Below are 14,959 nucleotides of genomic sequence, written 5' to 3'. Positions count from 1 at the left end.
CCTGACCGTTGCCACCTCCACATTATCCGGCGATGGCGCGGTAGATTCAATATACGAGGTCTGACAATCGCACACGGGCTCAACTGCGTAGCAGTTGAGCCCGTGTGCGATTGTCAGACCTGACACCGGGTTTACATGTTGCTGGCGATGATGGCGTCGGCGGCGGTGGCGGCTTGTTGCAGTGGCTGCGTCAGCGCTTGCGTGGTGTAGACCGGCTTCTGCGGCATCGCGGCGCCGAGCACCTGGCCATCAGTCTTGCTGATGTCGACCGAGACGGTGGTCGACAGGCCGATCCGCAACGGGTGCGCTTGCAGTTCTTTCGGGTCCAGCGCGATGCGTACCGGCAGACGCTGCACGACTTTGATCCAGTTGCCGCTGGCGTTCTGCGCCGGCAGCAGCGAGAAGGCGCTGCCGGTGCCGGCCGACAAGCCGACCACGCGGCCGTGGAATTCGACCTTGCTGCCGTACATGTCGGCTTCCACCTTGGCCGGCTGGCCGACGCGGATGTTCTTCAGTTCCGATTCCTTGAAGTTGGCGTCCACCCATAGCTGGTCCAGCGGCACGATCGCCATCAGCGCGGCGCCCGGCGTCGCGCGCGCGCCGATCTGCACGCTGCGCTTGGCCACGTAGCCCGACACCGGCGCCAGAATGGTGTTGCGGCGCGCCGCCACCCAGGCTTGGACGTAGTCGGCCTTGGCCGCCTGCACCGCCGGGTGTTGCGCGATGCTCACGCCGCTGACGCCGGCCTTGGCCGCTTCTTCCTGCTTCACGGCGACGGCGATCGCGGCGCGGGCGTCTTCAACGGCCTGGCGCGCGTGGTCGACTTCTTCGCCGGAGACGGTGTGGTCGGCCGCTAGCGGCTTGCGGCGCGCCAGGTCGTCTTCGGCGTTCTTCAGTTGCAGCTTGCGCAGCGCGATGGTGGCGTCGTACTGCGCCACGTCGGCGTAGCGCTGGCGCTGCTGGCGCACGGCGGCGCCCAGCCTGGCGTCGGCCTGCCGCAGGGCGATGTCGGCGTCGGTGCCGTCCAGCTCGATCAGCGGCGCGTCCGCTTGCACCATCTGCGTTTCGTCGGCGCGGATGGCGGTGACGTTGCCGTTCACTTGCGATGACAGGTTGACCAGGTTGCCGCCGACGTAGGCGTTGTCGGTCTCCTGCACTTTCGATAGCACGATCTGGTAGTACGCCGCGTAGGCGATGCCGGCGGCGATGAAGGCCAGCGTGATCCCGGCCAGCAAGACTTTGCGTTTTTTTTCGTTCGGTTGGGTGGTGTCGGTGCTCATGATGGGGTCCTATTGGGAGGCAGTCGCCAGTGGCGCTTGTTCGTGATAGCCGCCGCCCAGCGCGTTGGTCAGCGCGACTTCGGCCAGCAGTTGTACTTGTTGCAGATAGAGGTCGGCGTCCTGCTGCTTGAGCAGCGCCTGGCGCGCGGTCAGCAGGCTGCTGTTGTTGGCCAGGCCGTGGTCGAGCCGCGCCTGTGCCGATGCCAGTTGCGCGCGCGCCGCCGCCGTGGCCGCCGTCTGTTGCGTGATCTGCTGTTCGATCCCTTGCAGTTGTGCGCCGCCCTGCGCCACCTCGCGCACCGCTGCGACGATGGTCTGGTTGTATTCGGCGATGCGTTCGTTGCGGTTGGTGCGGGCGCCGTCCAGTTGCGCGTCCAGGCGACGGCTGTCGAACAGCGGCAGCGTCAGCGTCGGGCCCAGGTAGGCGGTGCGGCTGGCCGCCTGCAGCAGGTTTTCGACCTTGATCGTATCCAGGCCGATCGAGCCGGTCAGGTTGATGTCCGGGTAGAACGCGGCCTTGGCGGCGTCGATCTTGCTCAGCGAGGCTTCCACTTGCCAGCGCGCGGCCTGCAGGTCCGGGCGGCGCGCCAGCAGTTCGAGGCCGAGGCGGGCCGGCAGCTTGTGCGGCGTGGCCGTCAGCGCCACCGGCTTCAGCGTCGCCAGCGCGGTGTTGTCGGCGCCGGCCAGCGCGCGCAGCGCTTCGCGTTCATGCGCGATGTCCGACGTGAGTTGCGCCTGCTGCTTGCGGATCAGGCTTAGCTCCGCTTCGGCGGCGCGCTGTTCGTCGGCGTTCGCCAGGCCGCGCGCGATGCGCTTGGCCTTGTCCTGCACCAGCGCCGCTTGCGTGGCCGCCAGTTGTTCGGTGTTCGCCAGCCGCGCCCATGCGCCTTGCAGACGGAAGTAGCTTTGCGTGATCGACGCGGCCAGCGCCTGCTCGGCTTCGGCGTAGGCGGCGCGGCCAACATTGAGCTCGCCGACGGCGGCGGCCACCTGCGCGCGGTTCTTGCCCCACCAGTCGAAGTTGTAGTGCAGGTCGAGGCGCAACGTTTCGGTGGTGAACCAGCTGCCGCCGATCGGCGCCGGGAACAGGCCGGTGCCCGAGTAGCGCTGGCGGTTGGCGTTGGCGTACAGCGCGCTTTCCAGACCGAGGTCCGCCAGCGTGCGCGACAGCGTGGCGCGCGCGCTGCCGATGTGCGCCGCCGCCACGTCCAGCGACGGCCCGCCGGCCAGCGCCTGCTTGACGATGGCGTTGAGCTGGTCGTCATGGTAGGCGGTCCACCACTGGGCCTCCGGCCAGCCTTCCTGCGCCAGCTTGATGCCGGCCGAGAGTTCGGCGCTGGCGATGTCGCGCTTGGGCAGCGGGTGCGTGTCCGGCGCGATGCTGGCGCAGCCGGCCAGCGCCAGGGTGATCGCCATGGCCATGCTCGCCAGGGCGGGGTGTAATCGTGCTTTCATGTGTCGGTCCTTAATCCATTGCCGCGTGGGCGGTGTCCACCGGCGCGCTCCTGGCCGGTGGCTTGACCAGCACCAGCAGCGGTATCACGCACAGCGTCAAAATAAACATCAGCCAGAAATCGTCGACGTAGGCGATCATCGACGCCTGGCGCGTGATCTCGTTGTTCAGCGCGGCGGCGGCCTCCGGCGTGGCCAGGTTGTCCAGCAGCGCCGGATTGGTGGCGGTGATGTGTTCCGTCAGCGACGCGTGCACGGTCTGCGTGTTACGCACCAGCAGCGTTTGCACCAGCGCGATGCCGATCGAGCTGCCGATGTTACGCACCAGGCTGTAGATCGCCGTGCCTTCGGCGCGCAACGCCGGCGTCAGCGTGGCGAACGTCGCCGCGCTCAGTGGCACGAACACGATGCCCAGGCCCAGGCCCTGGATCACGCCCGGCCAGATGATGTCGCTCTGCGACAGCACCAGCGTGTAGCGTGACATCTGCCACAGCGAGAAGGCGGTGATCAGAAAGCCGGTCCCCAGCAGCACGCGCAGATCGATCTTGCCGACCAGCCGGCCGACGAACATCATCGCGAGCATGGTGCCGAGGCCGCTGGGCGCGGTGACCAGGCCGGCGATCTTGGCCGGATAGCCCATCAGCCCTTGCAGCATGGTCGGGGTCAGCGCCCGCGTGGCGAACAGCACCACGCCCACCACGAAGATAAACAACAGGCCACTGACGTAGTTGGCATTGCGCAGCAGCCGGTAATCGAAAAAGGATTTGCCGGCGGGACGGGTGGCCGTGTGCGCGACAAACCAGGCGAAGCTCAGCGCCAGGATGATGGCTTCCACCCAGGTTTCGGTGGCGTTGAACCAGTCGTTCTGCTCGCCGCGGTCGAGCAGCATTTGCAGCGCGCCGATGGCCAGGCTCAGTGTGGCGAAGCCGAAGGCGTCGAAGCGCATTTTGCGCGGCGCGTCGCTCTTGCGGATGTAGCGCCAGATGCCGTAGAAGGCGATCGCGCCGATCGGCACGTTGATGAAGAATACCCAGCGCCAGTTGTAGCTGTCGGTCAGCCAGCCGCCCAGGGTGGGGCCGAGAATCGGCCCGATCATCACGCCCATGCCCCAGACCGCCATGGCCGAGCCATGCTTTTCGCGCGGGTTGATGTCCAGCAGCGTGGCCTGCGACAGCGGCACCAGCGCCGCGCCGAAGACGCCTTGCAGCAGGCGGGCGATGACGATCTGGCTGAGCGAACCGGCCAGGCCGCATAGCACCGAGGCGATGGTGAAGCCGGCCACCGAGGTGAGGAAAATGTTCTTCAGGCCGTAGCGGTCGCACAGCCAGCCGGTCAGCGGCGTGGCGATGGCGGCGGCGACGATGAAGGAGGTCAGCACCCAGGTGATCTGGTCCTGCGAGGCCGACAGGCTGCCCTGCATGTGCGGCAGCGCGACGTTGGCGATGGTGCCGTCGAGCGCCTGGATCACGGTGGCCAGCATGATGGACACCGTGATCATGCGGCGGTTGAGGCCGTCGTCGGTGGCGGCAGACGGAGCGGTGGCGGAGCTCATGGCAGCGACTCGATATTGGCCTGAATAGCTTCGAGAAAGTGGGTGACGTTGCGCAGCATGTCGGGATCGACGTGGCCCAGCAGCTCACGGCGCACCGCTTGCGCTTCCTGCCACACCGACTGATAGACCTCCTGACCGGCCGGCGTCAGGCTCAGCAGCTTGACGCGGCGGTCGGTCTCGGATGGCGTGCGCACCATGTAGCCGGCTTTGACCAGGCGATCGACGGTGGCCACCATGGTCGGGTCTTCCACGCCGGCGCGCGCGGCCAGCCGGGTTTGCGACGGCGGTTCGGTTTCCTTGGCGGTCAGGGCAATGGCCATCCAACTGGCCTGGCTCAGTCCCAGGTGCTTGAGGCGGCGGTCGATCGCCAGCCGCCAGGCGCGGGCGGAACCGTGCAGGGCGGCGGAGAATCGTTCTTCTATCGAGAGCATATGATTTCAAGACTAAACATTAGGTATCGAACTATTAGTTTAGCACAGGTAAGATATGTTCGACAGCGCACAGACATTCTTCAAACAGTTTACTATGCTGGATGGTGAGCAAGTTCGCTCTTCTAGTAGAGACTCATCATGAAAGCCATGTTCCTCGCCGCCAGCCTGCTGGCGCTGTCTGCTTCCGCGTTGGCCTCCAATACCGCTGTCTCGGTCAGCGTGGGCCAACCCGGTTTTTATGGGCGCATCGATATCGGTAATAGTTATCCGGCGCCGCAACTGATCTATCCGCAGCCGGTGATCATCGAGCGGCCGGTGCGCTATGTCGAGGCCGCGCCGATCTACCTGCACGTGCCGCCTGGGCACGCGAAAAATTGGAAGAAACATTGCCGGGCGTATCACGCCTGCGGTCAGCGAGTGTATTTCGTCCAGGATGGCTGGTATAACCAACAATACGTGCCGCGCTACCGTGAACGTCATGGCGGCCCGCGTCACGACCGTGACGACCGCCGCGACGACCGTTATGACGACCGCCGTGACGACCGCGGACCGGGCAGAGGCCACGGCAATGGCCATGGCAACGGCCACGGGCGCGACCGATAACCCGGCGGCATCCGCCGCCACAGGAGAAGCTATTGCAAAGTCAAATCGTTATTGTTGGCGGCGGAGCCGGAGGGCTGGAACTGGCCTGTAAACTGGGCCGCAAGCTGGGGCCGCAGGCCGTGATGCTGGTCGATTGTCGTCTGTTCCACATCTGGAAGCCGTCGCTGCACGAGGTGGCGGCCGGCACGCTGGATGTGCACCAGGAGGGCCTGTCGTATCAAATGCTGGCGCACGACAACCATTTCACCTTCGTTTATGGCCCGATGCTGGCGCTGGACGCCGAGCGGCGCGTGCTGGCGGTCGGCGCGATTGACAGCGGCGACGAGCACAAGGAACAGATCCTGCCGGAACGCCAGATTCGCTTCGAGCAACTGGTGATGGCGGTCGGCAGCACGTCCAATTATTTCGGCGTGCCCGGCGCCGCCGAGCACACCATTTCGCTGAACGCCACCGAGGACGCTGAACGCTTCCGCCTGACGCTGCTCAAGCTGCTGACATTGGCGGAGCTGAAGAAGAGCGTGCAGCCGGATGCCGGCGTGGACGTGGTCATCATCGGCGGCGGCGCCACCGGGGTCGAGCTGGCCGCCGAGCTGCGCGAGGCCAGCGACGTCTATGCCACCTATGGTTTCCGCCAGTTGCAGGCCGAGCGTGATGTGCGCATCACCTTGCTGGAGGGCGCGCCGCGCATTCTGGCGCCGCTGCCGGAAAAAGTCTCGGCCGCCGCGCTGGAGCTGCTGCGCGAGCGCGCCGTCAGCGTGGTCACCGACACCCGCGTCACCGCCATCGACGGCGCCAGCGTGACCGCCGGCGACACCGTCTATCCGGCGCAGATCGTGGTCTGGGCGGCCGGCATCAAGGCACCGGATTTCCTGCGGCAGCTGGGGCTGCCCACCACCAAGTCGGGTCAGCTGGATGTGGATGGCACGCTGGCGGTCAAGGGCTGCACCGGCATTTACGCGCTGGGCGACTGCGCCGCCTGCGTCGGGCCGGACGGCAAGCTGGTGCCGCCGCGCGCGCAAGCCGCGCACCAGATGGCCGATTACCTGGTCGAGACCTTCCTGCGCCAGCACAAGCACCAGGCGCCGCAGAGCAAGCCGTATGTGTATCGCGACTACGGCTCGCTGGTGTCGTTCGGTCAGACCACCTCGGTCGGCAGCCTGATGGGTTCGCTGAAGGGCTTAAGCTGGTTCGTCGACGGCTTTGTGGCGCGCATGATGTATGTCAGCCTGCACCTGATGCACCACAAGGCCGTGCTGGGCACGGTGCGCACCGGCGTGCTGGCGCTGGCGCGCTTCCTGATCAAGCGCAGCACGCCGCTGGTCAAGCTGCATTAGTTGGCGGTGGCGGCTTCGGCAGGATCATGGTGAGTGTGACACCGCCATCGACGCCCGCCGCCAGCGTCAGCGTGCCACCCAGGTAGGCGGCGCGCTCGCGCGCCATGCGCAGACCGAACTTGCCGGCCGACTGGCCGGCCGGCACCGGCCCACTGAGGCCGACACCGTTGTCCTTCACCGTCAGCATCACCTCATCCTCGTTGTCGTCGACGATGACATCGACTTCGCTCGCCTGCGCGTGCAGGGCGATATTGCGCAGCGCTTCCTCCAGCGTGTGCAGCAGCACGATGCCGTGGCTGCGCGGGCAGTCGAGTTCTTCCTCCGGCAGGCTGCAGCGGGCGGTGATGCCGTGCTGCTCGCCGAACTGCGTCACCAGCTCATCGAGCGCGACGCGCACGCCGAGAAACTCCAGCTTGTCGTTCCACAGCTTGAGCTGCATCTGGCGGTTGGTCTCGACGATCTGGCCCAGCAGTTTTTTCATGTGGCCGGCGCGGTCCTGCAGCGCCTGGTCGGGCGGCAGCTTTTGCATCAGCAAACCGAGGTGCATGGTCAGCGCCGTCAGCGACGAGCCGAGGCTGTCGTGCAACTGGCGCGACAAGGAGCGGCGCTCGTTGTCCCAGCAGGTGTGGACGTGGCCGAGCAGTTCGCTCAGGTCGGCGCTACGCAGGGCGTCCTGCTGCGCAGTGGGTTGGTCTTGCGGTGCCGGTAGGGACATGGATGTTCTCTTGTTAATCTGAATAGCGCTGAATAGCGCTGAATAGCGACGCGGACGGACGACGGTCTGTCGCGATCATACCCGAGCTTTGCCACCGTGGGCGCACTACTGCCGCACCGCCACCGGGGCGCAGCTGCCGATCACTTCCATCAACTGCTCGATGTCGACCGGCTTGACCAGATGGCGGTCGAAACCGGCCTCCATCACGCGCCGCAAGTCCTCGGCCAGGCCGTAGCCGGTGAGGGCGATCAGCTTGATGTCGCGCGTGGCCGGATCGGCGCGCAGGCGGCGCGCCACTTCGTAGCCATCGATGCCGGGCAGGCCGATGTCGACCAGCGCCAGGTCCGGCTGCCCGGCCTGCGCGGCGCTCAGCCCGAGCAGGCCGTCGGCCGCCGCCGTCACCTCGTAGCCGTAAGCGCCGAGCATCATGGTCATCATCTCGCGGCCGTCGTCGTTGTCTTCGATCAGCAGCAGGCGCGGTTTGTTGTCCTGCGCGCGCTGCCGGGCCGGCGCGGCCACCTGATGTTCGACCAGCGGCAGGCGCAGCGTGAAGGTGCTGCCGCGATGCGGGCCGGGACTCTCCGCCTCGATGCTGCCGCCATGCAGCTCGGCCAGCCGGCGCACCAGCGACAGGCCAATGCCCAGCCCACCCTGTGAGCGGTCCAGTGTGCTGGTACCCTGCACGAACACGTCGAATACATGGGGCAGCAGCTCGGCGGAAATGCCAACCCCGCTGTCGCGCACGCTCAGCACCACGTCGTCGTTGTCGCTCCAGGTGCGCACCTCGATGCGGCCGCCTTGCGGGGTGTACTTGAGGGCGTTATCAAGCAGGTTGCTGGCGATCTGTTCCAGCCGGGTGCTGTCGCCGAAGATCCAGCCGGCGTCCAGATCCTGCACCAGCTCGTAATCGGCGCTGCGGCCGGTGGCGCGGTAGGTGTCCAGCGTCTGCGCGACCAGGGCTGACAGGTCGAGCGGCGCGCGGTTGAGCAGAATCTTGCCGGACATGGCGCGCGACAGGTCGAGCAGGTCGTCGACGATGCGGCCCAGATGCTGGCTCTGGCGCTGGATGATCTTCTTGGCGCGCTGCACGCCATCCTCCGACACGCCCGGCAGCCCGATCAGCGAAGCGGCGCTGCTGATGGCGCTGAGCGGATTGCGCAGCTCGTGACCGAGCATGGCCAGGAATTCATCCTTGGCGTGATTCTGCCGCTCCATCGACTTGCGCTCCTCGATTTCGCGCGTCAGCCGCTGATTGGTGGCGGTCAGCTCGGTGGTGCGCTGGCTCAGCTGGCGCGCCTGCTTTTTCAGTTCCTCGTTCTTCATCGCCAGCGCCACGAACACTGAGATTTTGGCGTACAGCACTTGCGGGATCACCGGCGTGAACAGGAAGTCGACCGCGCCGTGCTGGTAGGCCTTCAACCGGTCCAGCTCGTCGGCGAGGAAGGCGGTGATGAAGATGATCGGAATGTCGGCCGAGCGGGCGCGGGCGTGGATGGCCTCGGCGGTCTCGAAGCCGTCCATGCCGGGCATGTTGACGTCCAACAGGATCACGGCGAAGTCATGCATCAGCACCTGGCGCAAGGCGTCCTGTCCGGAGCGCGCCGCCAGCACTTCATAAGACGCTTCCTCGGCCCATTGGGCTAGCAGGCTGGTCAGCGCGAACAGGCTGTTGGCGTCGTCATTGACGACCAGAATCTTGGGTTTGTCTAGTTTGGGCACAGGGAGGTCAGCCGTGGAAGCGTCAATCGATCATAACAAGGGGGTAATTGAATGTCAAAACGGCATATTCAATCGGACCCGACGGCAGGGCGGCGGGATCTGCGTTCGCTTGCGCACAGACTGGCGACGGCCCTGCTGGCATAGTAAAAACGAACGTTCAACTAAAAGGATGTCATCATGAATATCGATACCGTCGTGGATAAAGAATATGTCGGCCACAGCTTCCGCGCGCTGGCCGCGGCGCCGACCAGCGCCTTGCGCGGCATTAGCGCCAAGGACGCCAAGGCGTTGGCGCAGGCCTTCAATGTGCACACCGTGCGCGACCTGGCCAATCTGGGGTTTGTCAAATGGGCGGTGGCGATCACCACGCTGGCCGAGCTGGAGCAGGAAACGCCGCAAGAGCAGGCCAAGGAAACCTTGCTCGACAACGCCGTCGAAATGACCTTCCCGGCCAGCGATCCGGTGTCGGTCGATGCCGGCATTACGCGGATTGAAGTGCCGCCGGAAGTGGTCGATGCCCATGATGATCACCAGCACGCTGCCAAGGTTGAGGAATGCACCCAGAAGGGGCTGAAGGAGAAGGCCGCCGCGCATTAAGCCGCCGCGCCGCGTCACACACCGGCGGGCCGCGAGCCCGCCTTTTTTATGCTCAGGCCAGTGTGGCCGACATGGTGTGGTGCTGGGCCGACGGATGGCGCATCGCCTGCGCGGTGCAGCAGCGGTTCTTGCCGGCGCGCTTGGCTTCGTACAGCGCGCCGTCGGCGGCGGCGATCAGCGCGGCGACCTCGGTGGCGTCGTCCGGGAAGATGCCGACGCCGATGCTGGTCGACAATTGCAGCGTGAGGCCGTCGACGTCATAGGCCTGCGAGACCGCCTCGATCAGTTTGTTGGCGGGTTCCTGGGTATCGGCCACGGTGGCGATTTCGCCCATGACGATGACGAATTCGTCGCCGCCGACCCGCGCCACCGTGTCTTCCTTGCGTGAGCAGCCAACCAGGCGCCGCGCCACCTGCTTGAGAATTTCGTCGCCGCAGGCATGGCCATGGGTGTCGTTGATGGCCTTGAAGCCGTCCAGGTCCAGATACATGACGGCGGCCTTGTTCTGCTGACGCGTGGCATGCTGCAGCACGGTGGCGATGCGGTCTTCCAGCAGCCGCCGGTTGGGCAGGCCGGTCAGCGGATCGTGCAGCGCCAGCTCCTGCTGCTGGCGGCTGTACTGCGCCAGTTCCTTGTACAGCAGGCGCACTTCCAGCATGTTGTGGATGCGCTTGTGGACTTCCAGCAGGTCGAAGGGCTTGCTGATGAAGTCGCGCGCGCCGGCCTCCAGCGCGGCGATCTTGAAGCTGGGCTGGGCGGTCAGCGCCAGTACCGGCAGGTAACCGCCCTGTTCGATTTCCTTGAGCCCTTTCATCACCTGGAAGCCATTCAGGCCGGGCATTTGCAGGTCCAGCAAAATCAGGTCGTAGCATTGCTGGCGGTGCAGCGGGCACACCTGTTCCGGCAGCATGGTCGAAGACACATCGGTATAGCCGGCCTCGCGCAAAATCTCCAACATCAGCTCGACGTTGTCAGCGCTGTCATCCACCACCAGGATTTTGGCGTTCAGGATTTCTTCTCGGCTCGGCATGATGGGGTCTCTGTTCTGTTTAACTCTTAATAGTATTTAGATAATACCGCATAATGCTGGTGCTGCGGCGCACCCAAGTGAAATAAATTTCTGTGGGGAAATTAATAGCAGCAAGCTCCAGCTGTTTGGTAGTGTATCAAGACTTGTTCTGATTGCTTGTAGGACATTGCCGCGTCGTGAGGTAGGAGTGGAAAAATTTCCACATGGAAAATTCGCAACGGGTGTGAGCATTGTGATACCGATTTCAGGCATGGCGCCGGGTGGCGCCCATGGCGGCCACTTTGGCGATCAGTTCGCCAGGCTCGATCGGCTTGGCGATGTAGGCCAGGAAACCGCTGGACAGCGCCTTGATACGCTCCTCCGAACGGGCAAACGCGGTCAGCGCGATGGCCGGCAGGTCGCCGCCGCGCGCCGGGCCGAGCGCGCGCACACGGTCCAGCAGGCCGTCGCCGTCGACCTCCTGCATGCCCAGATCGCTGACCATCAGGTCGGGCCGTTCGTATTGCAGCAAATCCATGGCCTCGGTGGCGGTGGCGGCGGTCAGCACCTCGGCGTTGCAGCCGGCCAGGATGCGCTTGATTAGCTCGCGCGCTTCGACCTCATTGTCCACCACCAGCACACGCAGGCCGCGCAGATCATGCGCCGCAGCATGGTTGACGGCGGGCGCCGGCGCCGCGGGTGTGGCGGACCGGGCGTCCTGGCGCGGCAGGCGCAATGTGAAGCAGGCGCCCTGGCCGTCGCCGCCGCTGCTGGCGCTGATGGTGCCGCCGTGCTGTTCCACCAGGTGTTTGACGATGGCCAATCCCAGGCCCAGGCCGCCGTGCTGGCGGGTCGTGCTGGCGTCGGCCTGGCGGAAGCGCTCGAATACATGGTCGAGGAAGCCCGGCGCGATGCCGATGCCGTTGTCGCGCACACTGATGGCGATGTCGTCGCCGTCGCGCCGCACGCCCACCGTCACCGTGCCGCCATGCGGTGTGAACTTGAGCGCGTTGCTGAGCAGATTCCACAGCACCTGCTGCAGGCGGTTGGCGTCGCCGGACACCATGCCGGGGGCGATGGCGAAGTCCTGCTCGATGCGAATCTGCTTGGCCTCGGCGGCGGCGCGCACCGACTCGATGGCGGCGGCGGCGATCATGGCCGGCGCCAGCGGCTGCATCTCCAGCTTGACGCGGCCGGAGGTGATGCTGCCCATGTCCAGCAAGTCTTCGATCAGGCGCGACTGCGCGCGCGCGTTGCGCTCGATGGTTTGCAGGCCGCGATGCATTGCGGCCTCGTCGCGGCTGCCGCGGCGCAGCACCTGCGCCCAGCCAAGGATGGCCGTCAGCGGTGTGCGCAGCTCGTGCGACAGCGTGGCCAGGAATTCATCCTTCAGATGACTGGTGCGTTCGGCCTCGGCGCGCGCCTGGCGCTCGGAATCGAGCAGCACCTCGCGTTCCTCGGCGGCCCGCTGCGAGGCTTCGCACAGCCGCGCATTGTCGATGGCGACGGCGGCTTGGGCGGCAACGCCGGCGATGATGCGCTCGGTGCGCTCGGTGAAGATGCCTGGCTGCGGGTGGCCGAAGATCAGGCAGCCGATCACCACGCCGCTGCGCAGCGCCACCGGCACCGCCAGGTAGCTGCGCACCAGCGACAGGTCGTGCGGCACGTCGTGGTGCGGCGCGTTGCCGCCGTAGCGCGGATCTGTTAGCACATCGTCGCAGCGCACCGTGCCTTGGCCGTGCATGGCGGGGTCGAACAGCGCGGTGGCGCGCGGTTGGGCGAACTGGGAGAACGCGTCGGTCGCGCCGCTGGACAGCGTGTGCGGCACCATCGCCTCGCCGGCGCTGTTGGGGTTGTGATAAAACGCGCCAAAACGCGCGCCGGTGATACGGGTGGCGGCGTCGGTGATTTCCTGCAATAGCAGGCCAAGGTCGCGTTGCGAGGCCAGCATCATGCCGGTGTGATTGAACAGTTCCAGGATGGCGGTTTCATCGCGCAAGGCTTTCTGCGCGCGCTTGACCTGATCGACGTCGGTGCTGGTGCCGAACCAGCGCAGCACGTTGCCATCCGGGCCGTGCACCGGGTTGGCGCGCATCAGGAACCAGCGGTACTCGCCGCCGGCGCCGCGGATCGGCACCTCCAGCTCGAACGGCGTGCCGTGGCGGCGCGACTGCGCCCAGTGTGCTTCCAGCGCCCCGATGCAGTCCGGCGCGTAGGCCCGCTTCCAGCCGTCGCCGCTCATCTGCTCCGGGGTGGTGCCGGTGTAGTCGTACCAGCGCTGGTTGTACCAGACCACGGTGCCGTCCTGCTCGGCGATCCACGACAGTTGCGGCATGGAATTGGCGAGCGCGCGCAACTCCAACTGGCTCTGGCGCAACGCTTCTGTCGCGCGCAGCAACGCATCGCGCGCCTCCGGCGCGAGCGGCGGAGGTGCGGTGGGCTCGTTCTTCACAGTCATGGATTTATTTTAGCGCCAACCCCACCCCCGGCTTCGCACGTTTGGCCGCCTTAACGGCGGCAAGTGTTAGCCAGCGCGCACTTCGGCGGCAATTCGTTCCAGTACGGATTGCAGTTGTTCAATGTCATAAGGTTTTTGCAACGATTGCGACGGAAATTCCAGATGTCTGGTCAGCTCGTCGCCGTAACCTGAGGCGAACAGCAGCGCCAGTCGCGGCGCCTGCCGCAAGGCCTGGCGCGCCAGGTCGACGCCGGACATGCCGGGCAGGCTGACATCGGTGAACAGCACGTCGAAACGCTGTTGCTGTAGCAGCGGCAACGCTTCCTCGCCGCTGGCGACGGATTCGACTTTATGACCGAGTGCGCGCAGCGTTTCGCAGACCAGATAGCGGGCGTCGGTGTTGTCCTCCACCACCAGCAGGCGCAATGGCTGGCCGCTATCGGCCACCGGGGCGGGGCGGGCGATGGCCAGTGTGCACAGGATGCCGGCCACGCCGTTGTCGCCTGGTACCGGCGTGTAGTACAGATCCAGTCGCTGTTGCTCGATGCGGCCGTCGCGCCATAGCGGCAGATCGACGCCTCGGTAGCTGACGCTGCGGCCTTCTCGGGCCGGCGCCAGCGCGGCGCTGTTCCAGCTCCAGGCCGCCGGCTGCATCGCCGGCACGTGGCCGCCCGGCGCGCGCAGGCTGGGCAGGCCGGCCAGGTTGGCGTAGGCTTCGTTGTAGACCATGATTTGCTCCGCCCCCCACACCAGCAGCATGGCTTGCGGTGAGTTGAGCAGAATATCGACGGTCAGTTGCAGGCTGGCCGGCCAAGTGGCGCGGTCGCCTAGCGCGGTGGCGGACCAGTCGGGAGCGGGCGGGGTGACGGCGGCTGGGGAATTCATTCGTTGCGCGTGGTCTCTGTTTTAACTGTCTTATGAAAAGGCAAAACTGAACGCATCGTACACGGTAAAAAAAAAGCCCGCTACAGGAGCGGGCTAAATCTATTTCCTTGGAGGAGAATAGAGGAGACAAGTGCATGATGCTGCAATGCGCAAAAGAATGCAAATTTATATTCGTAATGTGTGGAATCACTGGCGTGAATAAGGGGGCGGGGATGGCCAAGGTAATTAAACACCGCAGGGTGAACATCGTGGTGCTGGAGCAGGGCGAGCCGATCGAGGCCCATTGCGGCGAGGGCGATATCGCCATTCTGTGCAATGCGGAAGAGTGGTGGATCAAGTTTATCGGCGCCGGCGGTCATATCGACTGTTATGGCGATCCCTATCCCTCCTATAATGAAGCATTATGGTCGGCCAAGGCGGCGGCCGAGTTCGGCACTTAGTTTGCCGCCTCGTACAGAGTGCTGGACAAGCAACAGGAGTGTCCCTATAATGCTGCTTCTTTCAAACGGCACGCTGTTTGGGAGGCTTGCAGTAAAGCAGTTTTCGAAGCGAGTTGATTCGGCATATCGTGTGTCAAACCAACTAAAAGACAGAAAATGTCGCGCTTTGCAAAACGAAATTGATGCTTTATAATGCCGGCACGTTGCGGCTGTAGCTCAGCTGGATAGAGTACTTGGCTACGAACCAAGGGGTCGTGGGTTCGATTCCTGCCAGCCGCACCAGAATTATGAGGATCAGCACCGGAAGGTGCTGGTGCTAAAAAGTAACTGATGTTATGATGTTGTTTTTGCGGCTGTAGCTCAGCTGGATAGAGTACTTGGCTACGAACCAAGGGGTCGTGGGTTCGATTCCTGCCAGCCGCACCAGTTTTGTCGCTTCAGCACCGGGAGGTGCTTGGGTGGAAGTAGTAAAGTTTAGTTGTAT

13 protein-coding genes and 2 tRNA genes are annotated in these 14,959 nt (G+C 65.0%); 6 read left to right on the top strand and 9 right to left on the bottom strand.

The window, feature by feature from the left end:
• Positions 1 to 131 precede the first annotated feature (131 nt).
• The 4 genes from GTP44_RS22910 to GTP44_RS22895 are packed head-to-tail and all read right to left on the bottom strand — an operon-like array spanning position 132 to position 4,715.
• The gene (locus GTP44_RS22910) at positions 132 to 1,280 is read right to left on the bottom strand and encodes an HlyD family secretion protein (RefSeq protein ID WP_161021238.1); all 1,149 of its coding nucleotides are present in this window, start codon (positions 1,278 to 1,280) and stop codon (positions 132 to 134) included.
• Between the two features lie 9 nt (positions 1,281 to 1,289).
• Positions 1,290 to 2,735 (bottom strand): efflux transporter outer membrane subunit, encoded by a 1,446-nt coding sequence (locus tag GTP44_RS22905; RefSeq protein WP_229257041.1) that lies wholly within the window; start codon positions 2,733 to 2,735, stop codon positions 1,290 to 1,292.
• Positions 2,736 to 2,745: 10 nt separating this feature from the next.
• Positions 2,746 to 4,284, bottom strand: coding sequence for an MDR family MFS transporter (locus GTP44_RS22900; RefSeq protein WP_161021237.1), 1,539 nt, complete (start codon positions 4,282 to 4,284; stop codon positions 2,746 to 2,748).
• Positions 4,281 to 4,715: a MarR family winged helix-turn-helix transcriptional regulator gene (locus tag GTP44_RS22895; RefSeq protein ID WP_160989710.1), complete on the bottom strand. Its 435-nt coding sequence runs from the start codon at positions 4,713 to 4,715 to the stop codon at positions 4,281 to 4,283. The genes GTP44_RS22900 and GTP44_RS22895 overlap by 4 nt, the downstream gene beginning before the upstream one ends.
• Before the next feature lie 138 nt (positions 4,716 to 4,853).
• Here GTP44_RS22895 and GTP44_RS22890 point away from each other — a divergent pair, with 138 nt between their 5' ends.
• Together GTP44_RS22890 and GTP44_RS22885 are read left to right on the top strand one after the other, a co-directional pair.
• Entirely contained in the window at positions 4,854 to 5,318 is a 465-nt protein-coding gene (locus GTP44_RS22890; RefSeq protein WP_161021236.1) for a hypothetical protein, read from the top strand.
• Between the two features lie 32 nt (positions 5,319 to 5,350).
• Positions 5,351 to 6,652, top strand: a complete 1,302-nt coding sequence (locus GTP44_RS22885; protein ID WP_161021235.1) for an NAD(P)/FAD-dependent oxidoreductase — start codon at positions 5,351 to 5,353, stop codon at positions 6,650 to 6,652.
• Here the strand turns inward: GTP44_RS22885 and GTP44_RS22880 are convergent.
• Together GTP44_RS22880 and GTP44_RS22875 are read right to left on the bottom strand one after the other, a co-directional pair.
• Positions 6,639 to 7,367 (bottom strand): sensor histidine kinase, encoded by a 729-nt coding sequence (locus GTP44_RS22880; protein WP_160989713.1) that lies wholly within the window; start codon positions 7,365 to 7,367, stop codon positions 6,639 to 6,641. The two genes, GTP44_RS22885 and GTP44_RS22880, sit on opposite strands and share 14 nt — an antisense overlap.
• 105 nt (positions 7,368 to 7,472) lie before the next feature.
• Entirely contained in the window at positions 7,473 to 9,086 is a 1,614-nt protein-coding gene (locus GTP44_RS22875; RefSeq protein ID WP_161021234.1) for a response regulator, read from the bottom strand.
• A gap of 177 nt (positions 9,087 to 9,263) precedes the next feature.
• Here GTP44_RS22875 and GTP44_RS22870 point away from each other — a divergent pair, with 177 nt between their 5' ends.
• The gene (locus GTP44_RS22870) at positions 9,264 to 9,683 is read left to right on the top strand and encodes a hypothetical protein (protein ID WP_160989715.1); all 420 of its coding nucleotides are present in this window, start codon (positions 9,264 to 9,266) and stop codon (positions 9,681 to 9,683) included.
• Positions 9,684 to 9,735: 52 nt separating this feature from the next.
• Here GTP44_RS22870 and GTP44_RS22865 read toward each other — a convergent pair whose 3' ends face one another.
• The 3 genes from GTP44_RS22865 to GTP44_RS22855 form a co-directional block, all read right to left on the bottom strand.
• Complete coding sequence (locus GTP44_RS22865) at positions 9,736 to 10,713, bottom strand: diguanylate cyclase domain-containing protein (RefSeq protein WP_161021233.1); 978 nt, start codon at positions 10,711 to 10,713, stop codon at positions 9,736 to 9,738.
• Positions 10,714 to 10,957: 244 nt separating this feature from the next.
• Positions 10,958 to 13,150, bottom strand: a complete 2,193-nt coding sequence (locus GTP44_RS22860; protein ID WP_161021232.1) for an ATP-binding protein — start codon at positions 13,148 to 13,150, stop codon at positions 10,958 to 10,960.
• 66 nt (positions 13,151 to 13,216) lie between these two features.
• Positions 13,217 to 14,035 (bottom strand): response regulator, encoded by an 819-nt coding sequence (locus tag GTP44_RS22855; RefSeq protein WP_161021231.1) that lies wholly within the window; start codon positions 14,033 to 14,035, stop codon positions 13,217 to 13,219.
• A 134-nt stretch (positions 14,036 to 14,169) separates the two neighbouring features.
• On the opposite strand from GTP44_RS22855, the gene GTP44_RS22850 reads away from it, so the two are divergent.
• The 3 genes from GTP44_RS22850 to GTP44_RS22840 all read left to right on the top strand — a co-directional run bounded on the left by GTP44_RS22850 (position 14,170) and on the right by GTP44_RS22840 (position 14,901).
• Positions 14,170 to 14,475 (top strand): hypothetical protein, encoded by a 306-nt coding sequence (locus tag GTP44_RS22850; RefSeq protein WP_229257040.1) that lies wholly within the window; start codon positions 14,170 to 14,172, stop codon positions 14,473 to 14,475.
• 205 nt (positions 14,476 to 14,680) lie between these two features.
• Positions 14,681 to 14,757 (top strand) — tRNA-Arg (locus tag GTP44_RS22845).
• A gap of 67 nt (positions 14,758 to 14,824) precedes the next feature.
• A tRNA-Arg gene (locus GTP44_RS22840) sits at positions 14,825 to 14,901 on the top strand.
• Positions 14,902 to 14,959: the final 58 nt, after the last annotated feature.

Origin of the sequence: Duganella lactea (assembly GCF_009857505.1) — a bacterium.
GTDB lineage: Bacteria > Pseudomonadota > Gammaproteobacteria > Burkholderiales > Burkholderiaceae_D > Rugamonas > Rugamonas lactea.
This window is presented reverse-complemented; position numbering and strand designations above follow the sequence as displayed.

Coding starts and splice junctions, on each gene's coding strand:
- GTP44_RS22910 (WP_161021238.1), bottom strand. CDS start 1,280: ATGAGCACCGACACCACCCAACCGAACGAAAAAAAACGCAAAGTCTTG.
- GTP44_RS22905 (WP_229257041.1), bottom strand. CDS start 2,735: ATGAAAGCACGATTACACCCCGCCCTGGCGAGCATGGCCATGGCGATC.
- GTP44_RS22900 (WP_161021237.1), bottom strand. CDS start 4,284: ATGAGCTCCGCCACCGCTCCGTCTGCCGCCACCGACGACGGCCTCAAC.
- GTP44_RS22895 (WP_160989710.1), bottom strand. CDS start 4,715: ATGCTCTCGATAGAAGAACGATTCTCCGCCGCCCTGCACGGTTCCGCC.
- GTP44_RS22890 (WP_161021236.1), top strand. CDS start 4,854: ATGAAAGCCATGTTCCTCGCCGCCAGCCTGCTGGCGCTGTCTGCTTCC.
- GTP44_RS22880 (WP_160989713.1), bottom strand. CDS start 7,367: ATGTCCCTACCGGCACCGCAAGACCAACCCACTGCGCAGCAGGACGCC.
- GTP44_RS22870 (WP_160989715.1), top strand. CDS start 9,264: ATGAATATCGATACCGTCGTGGATAAAGAATATGTCGGCCACAGCTTC.
- GTP44_RS22865 (WP_161021233.1), bottom strand. CDS start 10,713: ATGCCGAGCCGAGAAGAAATCCTGAACGCCAAAATCCTGGTGGTGGAT.
- GTP44_RS22860 (WP_161021232.1), bottom strand. CDS start 13,150: ATGACTGTGAAGAACGAGCCCACCGCACCTCCGCCGCTCGCGCCGGAG.
- GTP44_RS22855 (WP_161021231.1), bottom strand. CDS start 14,035: ATGAATTCCCCAGCCGCCGTCACCCCGCCCGCTCCCGACTGGTCCGCC.
- GTP44_RS22850 (WP_229257040.1), top strand. CDS start 14,170: ATGATGCTGCAATGCGCAAAAGAATGCAAATTTATATTCGTAATGTGT.